General features: G+C 70.5%; 15 protein-coding genes and 1 pseudogene. 7 read left to right on the top strand and 9 right to left on the bottom strand.

The features are described 5' to 3' along the window. Positions 1-5: 5 nt before the first annotated feature. Entirely contained in the window at positions 6-3068 is a 3063-nt protein-coding gene (locus BJ998_RS39605) for a helix-turn-helix transcriptional regulator (RefSeq protein ID WP_281393473.1), read from the bottom strand. A 32-nt stretch (positions 3069-3100) separates the two neighbouring features. Between BJ998_RS39605 and BJ998_RS39610 the strand changes: the two genes are divergently transcribed. Beyond that, a complete protein-coding gene (locus tag BJ998_RS39610; RefSeq protein ID WP_312890599.1) occupies positions 3101-4552 on the top strand; it encodes an FAD-dependent monooxygenase in 1452 nt (483 codons plus the stop codon). 67 nt (positions 4553-4619) lie between these two features. Here BJ998_RS39610 and BJ998_RS39615 read toward each other — a convergent pair whose 3' ends face one another. Further along, positions 4620-6059, bottom strand: coding sequence for an FAD-dependent monooxygenase (locus BJ998_RS39615; RefSeq protein ID WP_184869279.1), 1440 nt, complete (start codon positions 6057-6059; stop codon positions 4620-4622). Continuing rightward, positions 6056-7267 carry a cytochrome P450 gene (locus BJ998_RS39620; RefSeq protein WP_184869280.1) on the bottom strand — a complete coding sequence of 404 codons (1212 nt, stop codon included), beginning with the start codon at positions 7265-7267 and terminating at the stop codon, positions 6056-6058. The genes BJ998_RS39615 and BJ998_RS39620 overlap by 4 nt, the downstream gene beginning before the upstream one ends. Before the next feature lie 127 nt (positions 7268-7394). Here BJ998_RS39620 and BJ998_RS39625 point away from each other — a divergent pair, with 127 nt between their 5' ends. Beyond that, on the top strand, positions 7395-8120 hold the full coding sequence (locus BJ998_RS39625) for a dienelactone hydrolase family protein (protein ID WP_184869281.1): 726 nt from the start codon (positions 7395-7397) through the stop codon (positions 8118-8120). A gap of 48 nt (positions 8121-8168) precedes the next feature. Here BJ998_RS39625 and BJ998_RS39630 read toward each other — a convergent pair whose 3' ends face one another. The 3 genes from BJ998_RS39630 to BJ998_RS39640 are packed head-to-tail and all read right to left on the bottom strand — an operon-like array spanning position 8169 to position 10560. Further along, positions 8169-9122, bottom strand: coding sequence for a zinc-binding dehydrogenase (locus BJ998_RS39630; RefSeq protein WP_184869282.1), 954 nt, complete (start codon positions 9120-9122; stop codon positions 8169-8171). Positions 9123-9143: 21 nt separating this feature from the next. Further along, on the bottom strand, positions 9144-9347 hold the full coding sequence (locus BJ998_RS39635; protein WP_184869283.1) for a ferredoxin: 204 nt from the start codon (positions 9345-9347) through the stop codon (positions 9144-9146). A 10-nt stretch (positions 9348-9357) separates the two neighbouring features. Beyond that, on the bottom strand, positions 9358-10560 hold the full coding sequence (locus BJ998_RS39640) for a cytochrome P450 (RefSeq protein ID WP_221339542.1): 1203 nt from the start codon (positions 10558-10560) through the stop codon (positions 9358-9360). A 293-nt stretch (positions 10561-10853) separates the two neighbouring features. On the opposite strand from BJ998_RS39640, the gene BJ998_RS49405 reads away from it, so the two are divergent. Further along, entirely contained in the window at positions 10854-11948 is a 1095-nt protein-coding gene (locus BJ998_RS49405) for a cytochrome P450 (protein WP_184869285.1), read from the top strand. Here BJ998_RS49405 and BJ998_RS39650 read toward each other — a convergent pair. Next, a complete protein-coding gene (locus BJ998_RS39650; RefSeq protein ID WP_184869286.1) occupies positions 11938-12546 on the bottom strand; it encodes a TetR/AcrR family transcriptional regulator in 609 nt (202 codons plus the stop codon). The genes BJ998_RS49405 and BJ998_RS39650 overlap by 11 nt on opposite strands. A gap of 123 nt (positions 12547-12669) precedes the next feature. Between BJ998_RS39650 and BJ998_RS39655 the strand changes: the two genes are divergently transcribed. The 4 genes from BJ998_RS39655 (at position 12670) to BJ998_RS39670 (ending at position 17310) form a co-directional block, all read left to right on the top strand. Beyond that, the gene (locus BJ998_RS39655; RefSeq protein ID WP_184869287.1) at positions 12670-14118 is read left to right on the top strand and encodes an MFS transporter; all 1449 of its coding nucleotides are present in this window, start codon (positions 12670-12672) and stop codon (positions 14116-14118) included. Between the two features lie 254 nt (positions 14119-14372). Further along, entirely contained in the window at positions 14373-15149 is a 777-nt protein-coding gene (locus BJ998_RS39660; protein ID WP_184869288.1) for an AfsR/SARP family transcriptional regulator, read from the top strand. A 17-nt stretch (positions 15150-15166) separates the two neighbouring features. Beyond that, positions 15167-16018, top strand: a complete 852-nt coding sequence (locus BJ998_RS39665; protein ID WP_221339543.1) for an oxidoreductase — start codon at positions 15167-15169, stop codon at positions 16016-16018. A gap of 608 nt (positions 16019-16626) precedes the next feature. Next, positions 16627-17310: a response regulator transcription factor gene (locus tag BJ998_RS39670; protein WP_184869290.1), complete on the top strand. Its 684-nt coding sequence runs from the start codon at positions 16627-16629 to the stop codon at positions 17308-17310. Positions 17311-17578: 268 nt separating this feature from the next. On the opposite strand, the pseudogene BJ998_RS39675 reads toward BJ998_RS39670, so the two are convergent. After that, positions 17579-17931, bottom strand: a pseudogene (locus tag BJ998_RS39675) (transposase family protein); the annotation flags it as partial. Positions 17932-18078: 147 nt separating this feature from the next. Beyond that, positions 18079-18759, bottom strand: coding sequence for a class I SAM-dependent methyltransferase (locus BJ998_RS39680; RefSeq protein ID WP_184869291.1), 681 nt, complete (start codon positions 18757-18759; stop codon positions 18079-18081). Positions 18760-18874 lie beyond the last annotated feature (115 nt).

Consider the following 18874-nt stretch of genomic DNA (forward strand, 5'->3'; position numbering starts at 1 on the left):
TCGGATCAGCCGATCTGCGCGATGAGCCGGGCCAGCGCCGCACGCGAGGTGACGTTGAGCTTGCGGTAGATGCGGCTCAGGTGCACGTCCACGGTGCGCGGGCTGAGCACGAGCTGGTCGGCGATCTCCCTGGTGCGCTTGCCGTTCCCGGCCAGCACGGCGATCTCGCGCTCGCGGCCGGTCAACACCTCCAGCACCGCGTGATCGTCGCCGGACGCCGCCGCAGTGGCCACCCGGGCTTCCAGCTGCGCCGCCTGCTCGACGATCCACTGTGCCCCACACCGGCGCGCGATCGCCTTGCCGGACCACAGTAGACGCACGGCGTCAGGAACGCGGCCAAGCTCGACGGCACAGGCGGCCGCCTGGGTCAACGCCCACGCCTGAAGGCCGGCCATGCCGGCGGTTCCCAACAGGTCGGCGGCTTCCTGGTACCAGGACAGCGCCATGTCCGGCGCGCGCTGCGCGCGAGCGAGGTGGGCGACGGCCAGCAGCGAGTGCGCACGCAGGGGCGGCAGGCCGAGTTCGTCGGCGGCGGCCACGGCGAGGTCGGCCCATTCGGCGGCGGCGTCCGGATCACCGGTCGCGATCGCCGAGTCGACCAGCATCTCGAAGGCCTCGGGCCGCATCAGGGGCGCCAGTTCGGCCAGCGTGGGACCGCCGCCGGCGGCCAACAGCCGGTCGACGCACCGCTGGGGCTCCCCGCCCAACCGCGCGGCCCTGGCCAGTGTGAGGGCGGCGATGCCCGGCCAGACGGAGCGACCCGGTTTGAGCCGGACGAACGCGCTCTCCGCGAGCGCGACCGACCGGCCGGCCGCCGTCCCGTTCGTCCAGGTGGCGACCAGCGCCTCCAGCGCGAGCGCGAGACCCTGCACCTGCTCGCCGTTGACCTCGTACGCGATCTTCTTGGCGTCGGCGGCGGCCTGCTGCGCGTCGGCCAGCCGGCCCATGTGCTGGTAGGCGTTGCTCAGGCCGATGAGCAGGGTCGGCAGCACGAACACCTGGGCCGAACGGCGGACCACGGCGACGCCGCGGCTGAGGTGGCGCTCGGCCTCGGACAGCCGGCCGACGAGGATCTCGGCCCAGCCCAGGACGAGCAGGTTCGCCGGATGCGCGGTCAGCTCGGCGTCGTCGAGCAGGTCGACGACGGACGCGCAGAGCGCCAGCCGCGCCCCGCCGGCGCACAGGTCCCCGTCGGCCGCCGCCTGGAAACCCAGCAGCGCCAACGCACCCGCCTCGACGAGCCGATCACCGTCGGCGCGGGCGAGCTCGAGCGCCCGCTCGACCTCGGCGGTGTCCGGCGCCCGCATGGCCAGCAGCCGGACGATGCCCCGCCCCACCATCAGCGCGGCCGCGTGCGCCGCGGACGGCTCGGGCCGCGCCGCCAGCTCCCGGGTCAGCAGCGACTCGGCCTCGGCGTCGCGACCGAGAAAGCATTCCAGCAGCGCGCACTGTTGCACCGCGGCGAATCTGACGCCGGGCGGCGCGGGCGGACTCATGCCGATGATCTCGTGCAGCAGTGTCCGGCACTCGGCCACCTCGCCGGTCGCGCCCACCGCCCCGGCCAGCCGCAGCTGGAGCTCCAGCCGGCCCTCCGGCGGGTGGACGCTCATGGCCACCCGCAGCCAGTGCGCCGCGTCGGCCGGGGCCGTCTGCATGGCGTCATCGGCCGCCCGCAACAGGATCGCGAGATCGCCCGGGTCGGAGTCGACCGGGCAGCGTTCGATGTGCGTGGCCAGCTCGGCGGCCGGGGCGCTGCGCCGGGCCAGCACCTCGGCGGCCCGGCGGTGGGCCATCAGCCGCCATGCCGGCGCCATGTTCGCGTACAGCAGGGCGCGCAGCACGGGGTGGCGGAAGGTGCGATGGGAGGAGCCCTCCACCGCGCGCAGCACGTCACGGTGCATGAGGCGCCCGACGGCCTCGCCGGTTCGGGCGGGCGTCAGTCCACTGACGTCGGCCACCGCGTCCATGTCGAACCGGTCCCCCAGCACGGCCGCCGTGGTGGCGACCATGGACTCCACCGGATTCAACGAGTCCATCTCGGTCATCAGCAGGGCCGCGTACTGGGTGGGAATCCCGTCCATGCCGACCGCGAACTCCGTGGCCTCACCGGGTTTGGCGTGGGCGAGCGCGAGCAGGTAGAGCGGGTTGCCGAAGCTGTCCCGGTGCAGGTCCCGCAACCGCGGGTCCTCCGGCCGCATGCCCAGCAGTTCCGCCGACTGGTCCGGCGTCAGCGCCGCCAGCTCGATCCTGGCCACCGACCCGAGTTCGATGCCGTGCGCGAGCGTCCCGCGCAGTCGGGTCGACGCCTGGCGGGCCCGCTGGGCGATCACCACCAGCAGCGGAGCGTGCACCGGCCAGCGCACCAGGTAGTCGACCAGTTCGACGGAAGCGGGATCGGCCCAGTGGAAATCGTCGAGCACGAGCACCATCCGGTCGCGCGCGCAGTTGGTCAGGAGCATGCGCATGGTCTGGTAGCTGGAAAAACGCTGCGGGTCGGCGGTTTCGGCCGTGCCGCCCAGGGCGGCGTGCAGCAGGGCGGCGTCCTCGTCGGGCAGCCGCGCGATCCGGTCGGCGATGAGCGGGCTGGCCGCGAGATGGCGGACGACCTGGAACGACAGGTCCTGCTCGAACTCGGTGCACCGGCCGGTCAGCACGGCGACGCCGCGCCGACGGGCCTCGGCCGTCAGGTCGGCGAGCAGCCGGGTCTTGCCGATGCCGGGGTCGCCGACCAGTTCCACGACCCGGCCCTGGCCGTGGTCCAGCGCGTCGAGCATGGCGACGAGCTGGTCCCGCTCGCGGTGACGGACACTGGGCGGCGTCTGTCCCTGAAGCGGATGTTCGGCGGCCAAATCACCAGTCCCCCCTAGAATGATCAATCCCCCCTGGATCGATCGGTGGAAGTCCGCGCCACCACATCCCCCCCACCACCAGTGGCGGCACGACGGTGTCCGTACGGCCACTGTACGTCGGAAGGACTTGCGGGGGTTGGTGAACCGACGCCGACCATGTGACTTTTGGTGACCTCGGTCCGCAGGCTTCAGAGCCGCTTCAGTCCCGCTCACCACCATGAGGACTTCCCCGGCTGCCGAAGGAGACTGTCGTGAGTTCAACCGTCGTCGTCGCGGGCGGAGGCCCGACCGGCATGATGCTCGCCGCCGAACTGGGCCTGGCCGGCGTCGACACCGTGGTGATCGAGCGGCTGTCGGAGGACAACGGCTGGTCGCGGTCGCTGACCCTGCAGGCCCGCTCCGTCGAGGTGCTCGCGCAGCGGGGCCTGCACTGGTTCGCCGACTACCCGCACGTTCGGTCCTACAACTTCGGGCTGCTCGAGCTGACCACCCTGATCGACAAGAAGCTGGTGCCGCTGCTGGTGCCCCAGCGACACCTGGAGAAGCACCTCGAGGAGCGGGCCGTCGAGCTCGGCGTGGACATCCGCCGCGGCCAGCAGGTCGTCGGCTTCACCCAGGACGACGACGGCGTCACGGTGACCGTGCGGACCGGCGAGGACGAGTACCAGCTGCGCGGCGCCTACCTGGTCGGGTGCGACGGCGGCAGCAGCGCCGTGCGCAAGCTGGCCGGGATCGGCTTCCCGGGCAGCGCGTCGACGATCAACGGCATCACCGGCGACGTGACCACACCGGAGACCTTCGAGCAGCGGCTGCCGCCGAAGCTGTACGACACCGGCCTGTTCGCGGTGACGCCGCTGGCGCCGGGCCGGTTCCGCGTCACCGTCATCGAGTTCGGCACCGAGCTGACGAGCAAGGACGTGCCGGTCACGGTCGAGGAGTTCCGGGAGAAGATCCAGCGCGTGTCCGGCCTGCACCCGGAGATCCTCGACATCGGCGAGGCGCACTGGCTGTCCCGCTTCGGCAACCCGACCCGGCTGGCCGAGCGGTACCGCGACGGCCGGGTGCTGCTGGCCGGCGACTCCGCGCACATCCACCTGCCGGTCAGCGGCCAGGGCCTGAACACCGGCATCCAGGACGCGTGGAACCTCGGCTGGAAGCTGGCCGCCGCGGTCAAGGGCTGGGCCCCCGACGGCCTGCTGGACACCTACCACACCGAGCGGCACCCGGTCGGCGAGCGGGTGTGCATGAACACCCGCGCCCAGGACGCGCTGATGTACCCGCTGGAGAAGGTCGCGCCGCTGCGGGAACTGTTCGCCGAGCTGCTGGAGCTGGACGCGGTCAACCGCTACCTGACCGACATGGTCACCGGCATCGGCATCCGCTACGAGATGACCCAGACCGACGACAATCCCTTGCTGGGCAGGCGAATTCCGGACGTCGCGCTGGCCACCGCGGACGGGTCGTCGAGCACGTGGCGGACGCTGCGCGACGGGCGCGGGGTGCTGTTGCGGTTCGGCGACTGCGACCTCGACCTGTCCGGCTGGGCCGACCGGCTGGACGTGGTCACCGCGCAGCCGACGCCGGAGCTGCCGGTCGACGCCCTGCTCCTGCGGCCGGACGGGCACGTGGCGTTCGTCGGCTCCGACGGCGAGGGCCTGCGGCTGGCCGTCAAGGCCTGGTTCGGCGAGCCCACAGCGGCCTGAATCCCGATCACAATGGGCGGTGGGGCTGTCCCTCGGGACAGCCCCACCGTCCATTGTGATGGGCTCGCTAGGCCCCGAACCACGTGGCGAGAGCCGCGCGCAGCCCCTCGGCGTCCGTGCCCTCGGGGTCGGCGAACGCGACGTGCCCGTCCGGGCGGATCAGCACCACGGCGGCGTCGAGCTCGGCCACCGGCTTGGCCTCCACGACCTCGATCCGCTCCGGGAGTCCATCGCCGACGGTGCCCGTCCCCGTCAGGTCGAGCAGCACGCCCTTGCCGGACCGCAGGGTCGACGCCATCTCGACCGTCCCCCGTGGAGTCTCCAGCGTCACGTCGGGAATCATCGTGCCCAGCAACGGATGCGTGCCTTCCATCGGATACGTCGTCACGGTCGCGGCCTGCAGCAGGTGCTTGTTCACCTCGTCGAAGGCGAGCAGCTCGCCGAACAGCTCGCGCAGCGGCGCGACCCGGTCCTGCGGGTGGATCAGCGCCATCTGGGCCCGCGCGTGGTCGCAGACCCGGCGGCCGACCGGGCGCCGCTCGGCGTGGTAGGTGTCCAGCAACCCCTCAGGCGCCCAGCCGTTGATCGTCGCGGCCAGCTTCCAGCCGAGGTTGACGGCGTCGTGGATGCCGGCGTTCATGCCCTGGCTGCCGGAGATGAACAGGGTGTGGGCGGCGTCGCCGGCCAGCAGCACGCGTCCGGACCGGTAGTCGCGCGCCAGCCGGGTCGGACCGCCGAAGCGGGCCAGGTACGTGACCTCGCCGATCTCCGGGACCTTGCCGCTCAGGCGCTCGATGCTGGCCCGCAGCTCGTCCACGGTCACCGGGACGTCGTCGCCGTCGGGCTCGCGCTCGAACTCGATGGTCATCAGGCGGATCATGCCCGGCTGCAGCGGCAGCGCGCCGAAGATGCCGGTGGCGAACATGCCCGAGTCGAACTGGGCGTTCGCCCCGTCCACCAGCTTGACGTCGCCGAGCACACCGGCGTAGCCGAAACCCTCGGCGTCGAACTCGATGCCGGCCAGCGAGCGCACGGTGCTGTCCACGCCGTCGCAGCCGACCAGATAGGCGCCTTCTATGGTGTGCCGGCCGCCGGCCGACTCGACGGTCACCCTCACGCCGTCCGCGTCCTGCTCGAACCCGGTGACGGTGTGGCCGCGGCGGATGTCGACGCCCAGCCCGGCCGCGTGCTCGGCCAGCACCCGCTCGGTCCGCCACTGCGGCAGCGCGAAGGTGTGGTCCAGCTCGGTGACGGCGGCCAGATCCAGCCACAGGAACGCGAACGGGGTGCGCGGCCACGCCCAGATGCCCTCCTCGGCCAGCCGGTCGCCGAGGCCGCGCTGCCGCAGCACCTGCAGGGAGCGACCGTGGATGGCCATGCCCTGGGACTGCTCCGGCTGTTCGGTCCGCTTGTCCAGCACCACGACGGGCACGCCGGCCCGGGCCAGCTCGGCGGCCAGGACCAGGCCGGTGGGGCCGGCGCCGGCGACGACGACGGTGTTGCTCATGCGGGCTCCTTGCCGAGGAAGACGGGCAGCTCGTCGACGCCGTAGACGAAGCTGTCGAAGTGGAAGCGCAGCCGGTCGAAGTCGACGGCCAGCGAGATGTCGGGGAACGCCGCGAGCAGGCTGGTCAGCGCGATCTGCAGCTCGACGCGGGCCAGCGACTTGCCGAGGCACTGGTGGGCGCCGTGCCCGAAGGCCACGTGGCTGCGGGAGTCGCGCAGGATGCGCAGTTCGGACGCGTTCTCGAAGGCGTCCTCGTCGTGGTTGGCGGCCAGCAGCGAGAACAGCACGCCGTCGTCCGCGGCGATCAGCTGACCGCCGATCTCCAGGTCGGCGGTCGCCACCCGCACCATGCCGTTCTGCGAGACCGACAGGAAGCGCAGCAGCTCGTCGACGGCCGACGGCACCAGGCCCGGGTCGGCGCGCAGCTGGGCCAGCTGGTCGGGGTGGCGCAGCAGCGTCAGCACGGCCATCGCGATCATGTTGGCGGTGGCGTCGTTGCCGGCCACCAGCAGCAGCCGGGCCATGGCCACCAGCTGCTCGTGATCGAGCTCCCCGGCCGCCACGTAGCGGGCCGCGACCCGGCCGAGCAGGTCCTCGCCCGGGTCGGCCTCCTTGGCCGCGGTCAGCTCGTCGAGGTAGCGGGCCAGCTGGCCGAACGCCTCGGCGACCTCGGCCGAGTCCTCGCTGACGGTGGAGATGATCTCGATGTTGTGCTGGAAGAAGGGCTGGTCGGCGTGCGGCACCCCGAGCAGCTGGCAGATCACCAGCGCCGGCAGCGGCAGCGAGAACGACTCGACCAGGTCGACCGGCCCGTCGACGGCGGCCATCTCGGCGATCAGCCGGTCCACGGTCTGCTGGATGCCGGGACGCATCTCGTTGACCCGGCGCAGCGTGAACTCCGGGGTCAGCATCCGGCGCAGCACCCCGTGCTCCGGGTCGTCCATGCGCAGGAACGACACCCGGCTCGGGCCCGGCGGCAGCGGCACCATCCGGGGCAGCTTGGGGTTGCGGGAGTCCGCGCTCAGGCGGGCATCGGCCAGTGCCGCGCGGACGTCGGCGTGGCGGGTCAGCAGCCACGGCTGGTCCCCCAGCGGCAGCTGCACACGGCGGGGCGGACCCTCGCGCCACAGCGCGTAGGCCGGCGGCGGCGCGAGCGGATCGGTTCTCGGCATCGGGAAACCGGGCAGCTGTAACTCGGTATCGGCCATGCGTATTCCTTCGACAATGACGTGGATACAAGCGTCGGAAGCAGTGTTCCACACATGCCTAACGCCACTCTTAAGGCGAGGAAATCCATTCTTTCGGGCAACCCATGATATCCATAAACTGTCGAGTATGGCTCCGACAACCGTGACCGTGACCACCCTCGACGGCCCCATGGAGATCTATGACGCCAATCCCGGCGACCCCGCGTCCACGGCCGTCGTCGTCATTCAGGAGGGCTACGGCGTCGACCCCTTCATCCAGGGTCTGACCAGGAAGTTCGCCCAGGAGGGCTATCGCGCCGTCGCGCCGCACCTGTTCCACCGCAGCGGCGACCCCGAGCTGGGCTACGACAATCCGATGCAGGCCTTCCCCCACATCAGGGCGCTCACCGCGGAGGGTCTGATCCAGGATGTCGACGCGACCCTGGAACACCTCGGCAAGGACGGCATCACACCGGAGAAGGTGGGGATCGTCGGATTCAGCATGGGCGGTTCCGTGGTCATCGCGCTGAGCGCCGCGAAAACCCTCGGCGCCGGCGTCGCATTCTGCGGCGGGGGCGGCGGCGGGCTCACCCAGCCGCGGCTGTTCGGGCTGCCGCCGCTGATCGAGGTGGCCAAGGGCATCCGCACGCCGTGGCTGGGCCACTTCGGCGACCTCGACGAGTACATCCCGGTCGACGAGGTCGAGCAGCTGCGCGCGGCGGCCGAGCTGGCCGAGGCGCCGACCGAGGTCGTGCGCTACGCCGAGGCGGGACACGACTTCTACTGCGACGCCCGGCCCGCCTCGTACCACGCCGGGGCGACCGAGCAGGCGTGGCGGCTGACCTTCGACTTCTTCGCGAAACACCTGCGGTGACCGCGAAAGAGCCCCGGACCGGGTCCGGGGCTCCTCGTCTCGGGCGACTCAGTCGAAGTGCAGCACGGCCTTGCCGGTGATCTCCCGGTTCAGGAACTTCTGGGCGACCGCGGCGACCTCGGTCCAGGACTCCTCGACGTCCACGATCGGGCGCAGCCGGCCCTCGGCGACCATGCGGGCCAGGCCGGCCAGCCCGCTGGTGCCGCCCCGCCGGTCCATCTCGGTGAACAGCACCAGCGGCACCAGGTTCACGCCGCCGACCGTGCCGAACAGCTGTGCGAGGTTGAGCTTGGTCTCGATACCCGCGGAGATGCCCAGGGCCACGCACAGCCCGTCCGGGCGCAGCTGCGGCAACGCCTTGGCCAGGCTTTCCCCGCCGAGGATGTCGATCACCACGTCGTACGGGCCGAATCGAGCCGCGTCGGCGATGTCCTCGCCCACGACGACGTCGCGCACGCCCAGGTCCTTCACCGCGGCCGCCCGTTCCGGACGCCGCACCCCGGCGATCACGTACGCGCCGGCCTGCGCGGCCAGCTGGACCACGAAGTGCCCGAGACCACCGGACGCACCCGTGACCAGGACCGTGCGGTTGAGCAGGAAACCCGCCCGCTCCAACGCGTACAGGGCCGTCAGGCCGCACGTGGGCAGCGTCGCCGCCTGCGCGAAGCCGACCTCGGCGGGCAGTTCGGCCAGCCAGGCCGTCGGCACGGCCACCAGCTCACCCCACGCGCCGAACCGCACCCCGCGCAGGCCGAGCACGCGGGTGCCGGCGGCGGGACCGGAGCCGTCGGCCGCCGCCCGTTCGACGACGCCGGCGAGATCCCAGCCCGGCCGCCAGCCCGCTTCGGCGTGCGGCACGCGGAAGACGTCACCGAGGTTGACCGACGTGGCGTGCACGCGCACGACCGCCTCGTTCGGCGCGGGCTCCGGGGCGGGCACCTCGGCCAGCGCGAGCCGACCCGGCGCGTCCGGGTCGACGACGACCGCTCTCACGGCAGACATACGGTGTTTCTCCTCGTGGCGTCAGGCCGACTCGGTGTCGAGCAGCGCGATGATGCGTTCCGGGCAGGCGTTGGCGCCGCGGAAGGCGGCGTCGCGCAGGTGATCGGGCACGTCGACCACGCCCATCTCGTTGAAGCCCTCGTCGGTCACCTCGTAGACCTCGGGGGCGAGCGCGTTGCACATGCCGTGGCCCATGCAGCGCTCGGTGTCGACCTGGATCCTCATGGCGGCTCCCTCAGCCGATGGTGAGTTCGAGCCGCGCCACGCCGCGAGCCGGCGAGTAGTGCCGGACCGGGATGGACGCGGCGGTGACGTGGTAGGACGGGATGCGGGTGTGCCACTCCTCCAGCGCGATGCGCACGATCCGGCGGGCCACGTGCATGCCGAGGCAGCGGTGCGGGCCGATGCCGAAGGCCAGCTGGCGCGTCGAGGACCGGTCGAAGTCCACTTCGAGCGGGCGCTCGAACACGTCGGGGTCCAGGCCGGACATGCCCCACGACAGCATCACGCGGTCGCCCTTGCGCATGGTCACGCCGTGCCGCTCCACGTCCTGGGTGAGGATCCGGCCGGTGGTGGAGACGGGCTCGTGCCGGATGAGCTCCTCGACGATCGCGGGCACCTTCGCCGGCTCGTCGCGGACCAGCTGCTGCACCTCGGGGTGCTCGGCCAGATAGAGGAAGATCATGCCCAGCGCGGCGGTCGTGGTGTCCAGGCTGGCCAGCATGGACACGAAGGCGGCATTGACCATCTCGTCCTGGGTGGGCTTGCGGCCGTCGTAGGTGGACTCGACGAGGCGGCTGAACACGTCCATCCGCCCCTCGGTGCCCTCGGCCCGCCTGCGGTCGATGGCGTCGCTGAAGAACTGCCACAGCGGGCGGTTGGCGGCGTGCAGCTCCTCGTCGGTGCGGGCGTTGGGGATGCCCTCGCGGCGCAGCCAGGTCTTGTGCGCCAGCAGCGGCTGGAGGTACTCCCGCCCGATGCCGAAGTTGATCAGGAACGTCTCGGCCGGCAGCGAGGTGGCGAACTCGGTGATGAACTCGCAGCGGCCCTTCTCCACGATCGGCTCGATCGCGTCGACCGCGGCCTGCCTGATCTGCGGCTCGAAATGATTGACGACGCCGGGGTTGAAAAGATCGGACAGCGTCTGCCGCCACTTGCGGTGTTCCTCGCCGTCCAGCTGGATCGGAATCTGCTTGACCGGAAAGACGTCCCGGTGCGGAATTCCGACCTGGGCGCTCGAGAAGATCTCCGGGTTGCGCGCCGCCCACTCGATGTCCTCGTAGCGGGTGAGGATCCAGTAGCCGCCCGCCTCCTCCGAGCGCAGCACCGGACCGTGTTCCCTCAGCTCGTTCCACGGCGTGACCGGGTCCTCCTGCAGCCAGGGCTGGTAGACGCTCCAGCGCCGGACCCGCTCGTCGATGGTCGCGGGCGCCCCCATGGGGCAGCCCCCCGTACTGTCGGCCCCAGCCATGTTCCGCTCCTGTCCCGCTGACGAACACGCAATCGCGGACTCCATCTTCGTGGGCCGACCCAAAGGCATTCTTAGCGCGATCTAAAGCAGCGGCTCCGGCCGGTGTACGACCGACGACCGCCTGGTTATTCTGACGGAACTCACGGCGGAGGGATATACCCATGTCGACCACCGAAAACAAATTCCCGTTTCCCGAGGGGCCATTGGCGACGCAGCCACCGGAATACGTCAGAAGGCGCACCGAATGCCCCCTCGGCGAGGTGACGACGCCCAGCGGCGACACCGCGATGCTGGCGGTGCGCTACGAGGACGTCGAGGCGATCATGCGCGACCCGCGGTTCACCCGGGACCTGTCCGCGCCCGGCTCGCCGTCGCTGTTCCCCGGTGACAGCCTCTCCGCCGACCGCAGCTTCCTGGTCAACATGGACGGCCCCGACCACCGGCGGCTGCGCCGGATCGTGGCGGCCGCGTTCACCCCGAAGCGGGCCGAGCAGTGGCGGCCGGAGATCCGCGCCATCGTCGACGAGCTGCTCGACCCGATCGAGCAGGCCGGACCGCCGGCGGACCTGATCAACGACCTGGCCTTCCCGTTGCCGGTGCGGATCATCTGCCGCCAGCTCGGCGTGCCGGCGCAGGACAGCGTGCGCTTCCGCGCCTGGGTGGAGGCGTTCCTTTCGGTGTCGGGCAAGTCCCCCGAGCAGCGGGACCTGGCCATGAAGGAGTTCACCGAGTACACGGTGGAGCTGCTGGCCCGCCACCGCGCCGAGCCCGGCGACGACCTGGTGGACCACCTGATCAACGCGCGCGACGCCGACGACCGGCTCAGCGAGGACGAGTTGGTGTCGATGACCCGCGGCCTGATCGTCGCCGGCAACGAGACCATCGCCAACGCGCTCAGCCGGGTGGTGCTGGTGCTGCTGATGCGCCCGCAGATCTGGCGCACGCTGGTCGACGACCCGTCGCTGATCCCGGCCGCCGTCGAGGAGCTGCTGCGGGTCAACCCGCCCGGCCGGATCGGCCTGCTGCGGATGGCCACCGAGGACGTGGAGATCCCCTCGGGTGTCATCCGCAAGGGCCAGGGCGTGCTGTCGCCGCTGATCGCCGCCGGGCACGACCCGTCGGTGTTCCCCGACCCGGAGGAGTTCCGGCTGGACCGGCCGGGCAACTCGCTGGTGTTCGGGGCGGGCCCGCACTTCTGCCTCGGCGCGAACCTGGCCCGGGTCGAGCTTCAGGAATCGCTGGCCGCCCTGACCGAGCGGATGCCCGGGCTGCGCCTGACCGTGCCGCCCGAGGAGCTTCCCTGGTCCACCGGCCTCTGGGCGGTCAGCCTGCGGGGCCTGCCGGTCACGTGGTAGCCAGGGCCGGCGTGGCTGTGCGCACGCCGGTCATCACCACGTGCATCAGCCGGCCGATCTGGTCCGGCCCGTCGTTGGCCTGCTCGGTGGCCCACGCGACCGCATTGACCAGCTTGAGCACGTCCGAGACGCTGACCTCGGGGCGCACCTGACCCGCTCGCCTGGCCCGGTCCAGCAGCGCCGCACCCGCGGCGTACATGGCGCCGTGGCAGGTCGAGGTCAACTCTGAACCGCCGTCGAGCTTGGTGGCCATCACCGTGGCCGCCAAGCCGCGGTAGGTCGTGGAGTGCACGACCACGGCGCGCAGCCACGCGGCGAGCGCGTCCACCGGCGACTCGGCGTCGAGCAGTTCCTCGGCCCGCACGGTCAGTTCCTCGACGCGGTCGCGGAAGACGGCCTCGAGCAGGTCGTCGCGGGTCGGGAAGTGGCGGTAGAGGGTGCCCGCGCCCACGCCGGCCCGCTTGGCGATGTCGTCGAGGGCCGCGTCGGTGCCGTGCTCGGCGAACACCTCGCGGGCCGCGGCGAGCAGCTGGTCGTAGTTGCGGCGGGCGTCGGCCCGCTTCGGCCGACCGGCCGCCACCTTGCCGGACAGTGCCATCGCCACCCCTCCTTGCTAACCGGAGAATCGCTCCGTATGCTACCGACCCTGAACGGAGAGTATCTCCACTTCATGTCCCGGGACGCCCGGCGGGCGCCCCCTGCTGGGGAGTTGAGCACAACCATGACGACTTCTGCGACTTCCGGGTCGGGGGTGACCCGCACGCCCGCAACGGAGCCGCGGGGCGAGCACCTCGGCGTCGCACTCGCGATCATCGTCGCCTGTCAGCTGATGGTGACGCTGGACGGCACCGTCATGAACGTGGCGCTGCCCGACATCCACTCCGGGCTCGGGTTCTCCAGCACCGGCCTGTCCTGGGTGATCAACGCCTACACGCTGGCCTTCGGCGGCCTGATGCTGCTGGGCGGCCGGGCCGGCGACATCCTCGGCCGGCGCCGGGTGTTCATCGCGGGCGTCATCGTGTTCACGGTCGCGTCGCTGCTCGGCGGCTTCGCCCAGACGGCGTGGTGGCTGGTCGCCGCCCGCGCGCTGCAGGGCCTCGGCGCCGCGCTGGCCGCGCCGGGCACGCTCGCGCTGATCGCCAGCAACTTCAAGGCCGGCCCGGAGCGCAACCGCGCGCTGGGCGTGTTCGCCACGATGTCGGGCCTCGGCCTGGCCATCGGCCTGATCCTCGGCGGCGTGCTCACCGCCTGGCTGTCCTGGCGGGCCGTGCTGTTCATCAACGTGCCCATCGGCATCGCCATCGTCGCGCTCGCCCCGCGGTACGTCGCGGAGCCCGACCGCCACCCCGGCCGGTTCGACACCGTCGGCGCGCTCACCTCGACGATCGGCATGACCGCCCTGGTCTACGGCTTCATCTCGGCGGCGTCCGACGGCTGGACGGCGCCGGCCACGATCGTGGCGTTCGTCGTCGGCCTCGTGGTGCTCGGCGCGTTCGTGGCCAACGAGGCGCGGGCCAAGCAGCCGGTCATGCCGCTGCACCTGCTGAAGGCCCGCAACCGCGGCAGCGCCTACCTGGACACCCTGCTGCTGGTCGCGGCGATCTTCAGCATCCTGTTCTTCCTCATCCAGTACCTGCAGGGCGTGCTCGGCTACAGCGCGCTGCTGGCCGGCGTCGCGTTCCTGCCGATGGCCGCCGTGCAGTTCACCTCGGCCAAGATGGCGCCGAAGCTGCTGCCCAGGTTCGGCCCGAAGGTGCTGATGATCACCGGCGGCGCGCTGATCACGCTGGGCATGCTGTGGCTGACCCGGCTGTCGGCCGACTCCGGCTACGCGGTCGGCGTGCTCGGCCCGATGATCCTCGTCGGCGCCGGCACCGGGTTCAGCTTCATGCCGCTGAACATGACCATCGTGTCCGGCCTGCCGCCGCAGGACGCCGGCGCCGCTTCCGGGCTGCTGCAGGCGATGCAGCAGATCGGCGGCTCGCTGGGTCTGGCCATCCTCGTCACCGTCTTCGGCACGGAGACCAGGAGCGCGGCCCAGCACGCGCAGCCGCGGGAGGCGCTGGCCCAGGGCATCGCCGGATCGTTCCTGGTGGCCGCCGTCTTCGCCGCCTGCGCGTTGGCCATCTCGGTTTTCCTCATCCAGGGAAAGCGGACAAAGCAGGCGTAACCTCGCGTATTGCATTAATCACGACGCGACGGCGGACATGTCACATGTTCGCCGTCGCGTTGTTTTCGCAGGCCATAAGCGGTCACGGTGTCGGCAACACTGCCGACACCGTGACCACACACCAAATTGACGAGAAAAGTAAGTACTTTCTCTAATGTCGGCGCGACGGTGGTTCTGACAAGCTGACGCGGACACCACAGCGTGGCGGGTCGCACCGGGGAGGTTGACCTGCTTACGAGGCCATGGGGGGCCTGATGAGGTATGAGATTCTGGGATCACTGCGCATCCAGGACGAAACCGGGTGGATGACGATCAGCGCTCGCAAGATTGAGACGCTGCTCGCCGCACTGCTCATTCGCGCGGATCAAGTGGTTTCCATCGAACAGCTGATCGCGGAGATCTGGGGTGCCAACGCGCCGCGCCGGGCCACCGCGGCACTGCACGTCTACGTCTGTCAGCTGCGGAAATTCCTGGCCAGACCGGGACGCAGAGACAGTCCGATCGTCACTCGCTCGCCCGGCTACATGCTCCAGATGGGGCGGGACACGCTCGATTTCCAGATGTTCGACGAGTTGGTCGGACAGGGCCGGACCCACGCCAGGGCGGGTCGGCCGGACCAGGCGCTGGCCACATTCGAGACGGCGCTGAAACTGTGGCGTGGGCCGGCGCTGGCCGAACTGCGCAACGGCCCGATCATCAACGGATTCGTCACCTGGCTCGACGAGATACATCTCGAGGCGATCGAGATGACGATTTCCTGCTATCTGACGCTCGGCCGGCACCGCGAGGTGGTCGGCTGGTTGCACACGCTCGTCGCGGAACACCCGCTGCACGAGGCGTTCTATCACCTGCTGATGATGGCCCTGTTCCGGTCGGAACGGCGTGCCGACGCGCTCAAGGTGTATCGCGGCGCCCGAGACACGCTGATGCGGGAATTGGGACTCGAGCCGGGCCGAACGCTCGTCGAGTTGCAGCAGACCATTCTTTTGTCCGATCCGGAGCCGCTGCCGGTGATGGCGCGGCCGGCATGACGGGAACGGAGGAATCGATGGACTCGGGCCGCGAGGTGTGGCTGGTGACCGGCGCGTCGGTCGGCATCGGCCGCGCCATCGCCGAACGGGCGCTGACCGCCGGGCACACCGTGATCGCCGTGGCGCGCAGGAAGCAGCTGCTGGACGAGGTGGCCGCGCTCGCGCCCGAGCGGGTCGTCCCGCTCGTGCTGGACGTCAGCGACGTGCCGGCGGTGGAGAAGGCCGCCGCCGAGGTGCTCGACCGCGTCGGCCGGATCGACGTGCTGGTCAACAACGCCGGGCGGGGGCACCTGGCCGCCGCCGAGGGCACCAGCGACGAGGAGCTGCGCAAGCTGTTCGACCTGCACGTGTTCGGCCCGGCCGCGCTCGTGCGGGCGGTGCTGCCGCTGATGCGGGCCCGGGGCGGCGGCGCGATCGTGCAGCTGTCCAGCCTCGGCGGTCGGATGGCCTACGCCGGCGTTTCCGGCTACTGCGCCTCGAAGTTCGCCCTTGAGGGCTACTCCGAGGCGTTGGCGGGCGAGGTGGCGCCGTTCGGCGTCAAGGTGATGATCGTCGAGCCCGGCGCGTTCCGCACCGACGCCTCCGCGCACGCGCTCGACGTCGTCTCCGAGGTGCCCGGCTACGAGGCCAGCGTCGGGGCGGTTCGGGCCAAGGTCCGCAGCGTCGTGGGCAACGAGCCCGGCGACCCGGCCAAGGCCGCCGAGGCGATCTTCACCGCGCTCGAGGCCGAGCAGCCGCCCCTACGGCTGCCGCTCGGTCCGGACGCCGTCGCCGGCGCGACCATGCACCTGACCAACGCCAGGACCGAGCTCGAGAAGTGGGCGCACCTGGGCCGGTCGACCAACTTCGACCCGGTCACCGCGTCCTGACCCCCGCGTCCTGATCCCCGCGGCCCGCCCACGGAGTCATCCGTGGGCGGGCCATCGACGTCGAACCCGGCTCGGTCAACGACCTGTCTCAAGCCGCAAACACGTTCTCGGCGCGTTGTACTGGGCCGCGCTGCTGACCGGACGCTGGCCGGCATTGTCAAGGCCGCCCTCGTGCTCACCCATTTCTGCCGAATCTGCTCAACTCGACCCGCATCGGCGAGGCCGACGCCGACAGGCTCTTCGCGTTCCAGTTGCACTCCGCCCAAGTCGCCGTACTGCACGCCATTGCGCACGAAATCGGTACCAACGGACACTTCCGACAATTGGCCACAATTCCGTCGGACGCCTGCCCGCATTCGCTCGCCGCCCGTTGGCGGCTCACGGCGCAGGCCTCATTCCGGACAACTCGAGATAAAACAACCAGCATTACTGGTCACTCGGCCAGAGGGGTGACGTTTCCCATAGGAGACACGTAAGTTTTTAGACTCGCTTGAGCCGATGCCGATATAGCTAGTTGGTCACATCACGTTGCAGTCTGGGAGCTCCGGCGAAGAATGACCACATTATCCTCGGTCACCGGTCGGCGTGTGCCCAAGGCAGGGGGACCGATGACGACAACACTTGGCCGTTCCCATGAAGACCGTTCGGCGGTGGTGGCCGACCACAAGCCCATTTTCAGGCGCGGCCTGCGTAGCCTCGTCGAGCAATGCGGCATCACCGTGGCCGCCGAGGTGTCGACGATGGACGATCTACACCGTGAGGTGCATCTACAGGATCCCGCGTTGGTCATCGTGAACGCGAAGATGCTGGGCAAGGCTTCCGGGCGCGAGGTGGGGAGGTTGCGCAGCAGCCGCCGCACCTGTGGCGACCACCGGTTGCTGCTGACCATCTACGAGGACCTGGCCCACGCCCAACAGATGCTCAAGGCCGGCTCGCACGGCTGCGTCCACAACAGCGCCGACGCCGAGGAGCTCAAGTGCGCCATCAGCACCATCTTCGCGGGCGGTTACTACCTGGACGCACGGCTCGGCGTCCGCGTCCTGGCGAACGACACCCCCGAATCGCGCTACAAACTCACTCCCCGTGAGCTGAAGGTACTGGCGCTCATCTCCAAAGGTCTTACGAACAAACAGATCGCAGAAACGTTGCACGTCAGTCTGCGCACCGTCGAAAGTCACCGCGCCTGTCTGAAGAAGAAAACCGGGCTGCGCGACCGCAGCGAGCTGAGCGGGTTCGCCCGCGAGCACTATCCGACGATGCTGTCCACCGATTCGCAGTTCTCCCACGCCTGACCGGTGTTCCCGGCGGCATGACGGGACGAAGTCCCGCCGCCGGGGATCCGGCCACGTGCCGCGACACGATGGGTCGGTGACCAGCCGAGAGCACTTCACATACGAGCCGGCGACGCGCAAGGGGCGGCAGGTCCAGCCGACACTGCCCGACCCGAACCTGATGCCGCGCACCGACAGCGGACGTCAACCACCGCGCCCTTGAGCTGGCCGCGGGATCGGCCTGGGATGTCTCGTAACTGCTCTTGGTGTTGGTCGCCGTCCCACCGGATTTCCAACACTTCATCCGGGCCAGCGCGTGTTCAACACGGGCGTGGACCTTACGGTGGATGGCGTTGCGCTCTTCCTGCCAGTCCGTCAGTGCCCCGTCAGTGGATTTGCGGTAGGGCTGTCGGCGTCGATGGCGACCCGCCGGACCGGGGCCAACGCGAGCAGCGGGCCGAGCGGGTCGATCACACGGTGGGCGGCGGAGCGGGAGACGCCGAGAAGGGGGCCGATCTGGCGCATGGCGAGGTTGGTGCGCCAGCAGGTGGCCACCAGCAGCACCGGACGGCCAGGCCGGCCATCGGCGATCTCCTCTCCGCCGTGCTGGGCCAGCAGTCGGACCAGTTTGCGGAACTGGCCCGTGAACGATCCTTGGGCGCACCTTCAGCCCATCGTGGATGTTGAAGCACTTCCGGCGCGGCACCAGCGAGATCAAGTCCGGCGCGACCCGGCCGCACAAGAGTCTACAGTGGACGGTCAAAGGCCGCTGTGGCGCCGGGGCCGGGGTCAAGCGGGACGGTTTTGCTCCAGCCGCCGCCACAACCCGAGCCAGCCACAGGGCACCGACTCGTCGTCGGGTGCGTGCGAGCCCAGTTCGAGCTGCTCACAGGCGAAGTACGGGCTGAACGTCTCCCACAACTCCTGGCTGGACACCCCGAACGTCTTCACGAACATGCTGGTCGGCTGCGGGGCAGGCGCACCGATGCGTTGGCTGGACAGGCAGCGCACCACATACAGGCCCTTCGGCCGCAGCACCCGGCCGATCTCCGCGGCGAACGTGGGCCGCTCCGCCGCGCGCAGGCAGTGGAAGCAACCGCGGTCGACGACCACGTCGTAGCCCTCCGTGTCGAACGGCAGCGACAGCACATCGCCCACGGCCCACTCGATCCGGTCGCCCAGGCCGTAGCATTCGGCCAGCGCCTTGGCCCGCTCCACCGCGTCGGCGGAGATGTCGATCGCGGACAGCTCGAACCCGGCCGACGCCAGGTACACCGATTCGCTACCGACCCCGCAGCCGACCTCCAGCACGCGGGAACCGCGCGGGATGCGGCCGGTGTTGACCAGGTTCACCAGCTCCGGCGCGGCCGTGGCGATCGTCCACTCCTGCTGCGCCGGCGTGCTGCTCGCGTAGCGCTTGCGGTAGTAGTCCCGCACGTCCAGTGACTCGCCATCGGTCACCGCGGTCATCGTCGAACTCCCGTCGTCGCCGGCTTCTGGTGCTCCGATCCTGTCCGTGACGCGGCCGGCCGGACAAGGGAATGCGCGCACCAATGCGGTCTTGCCGCACAGGACTTCGCGGTAA

The sequence above is a fragment of the Kutzneria kofuensis genome (genome assembly GCF_014203355.1).
GTDB classification, from domain to species: domain Bacteria; phylum Actinomycetota; class Actinomycetes; order Mycobacteriales; family Pseudonocardiaceae; genus Kutzneria; species Kutzneria kofuensis.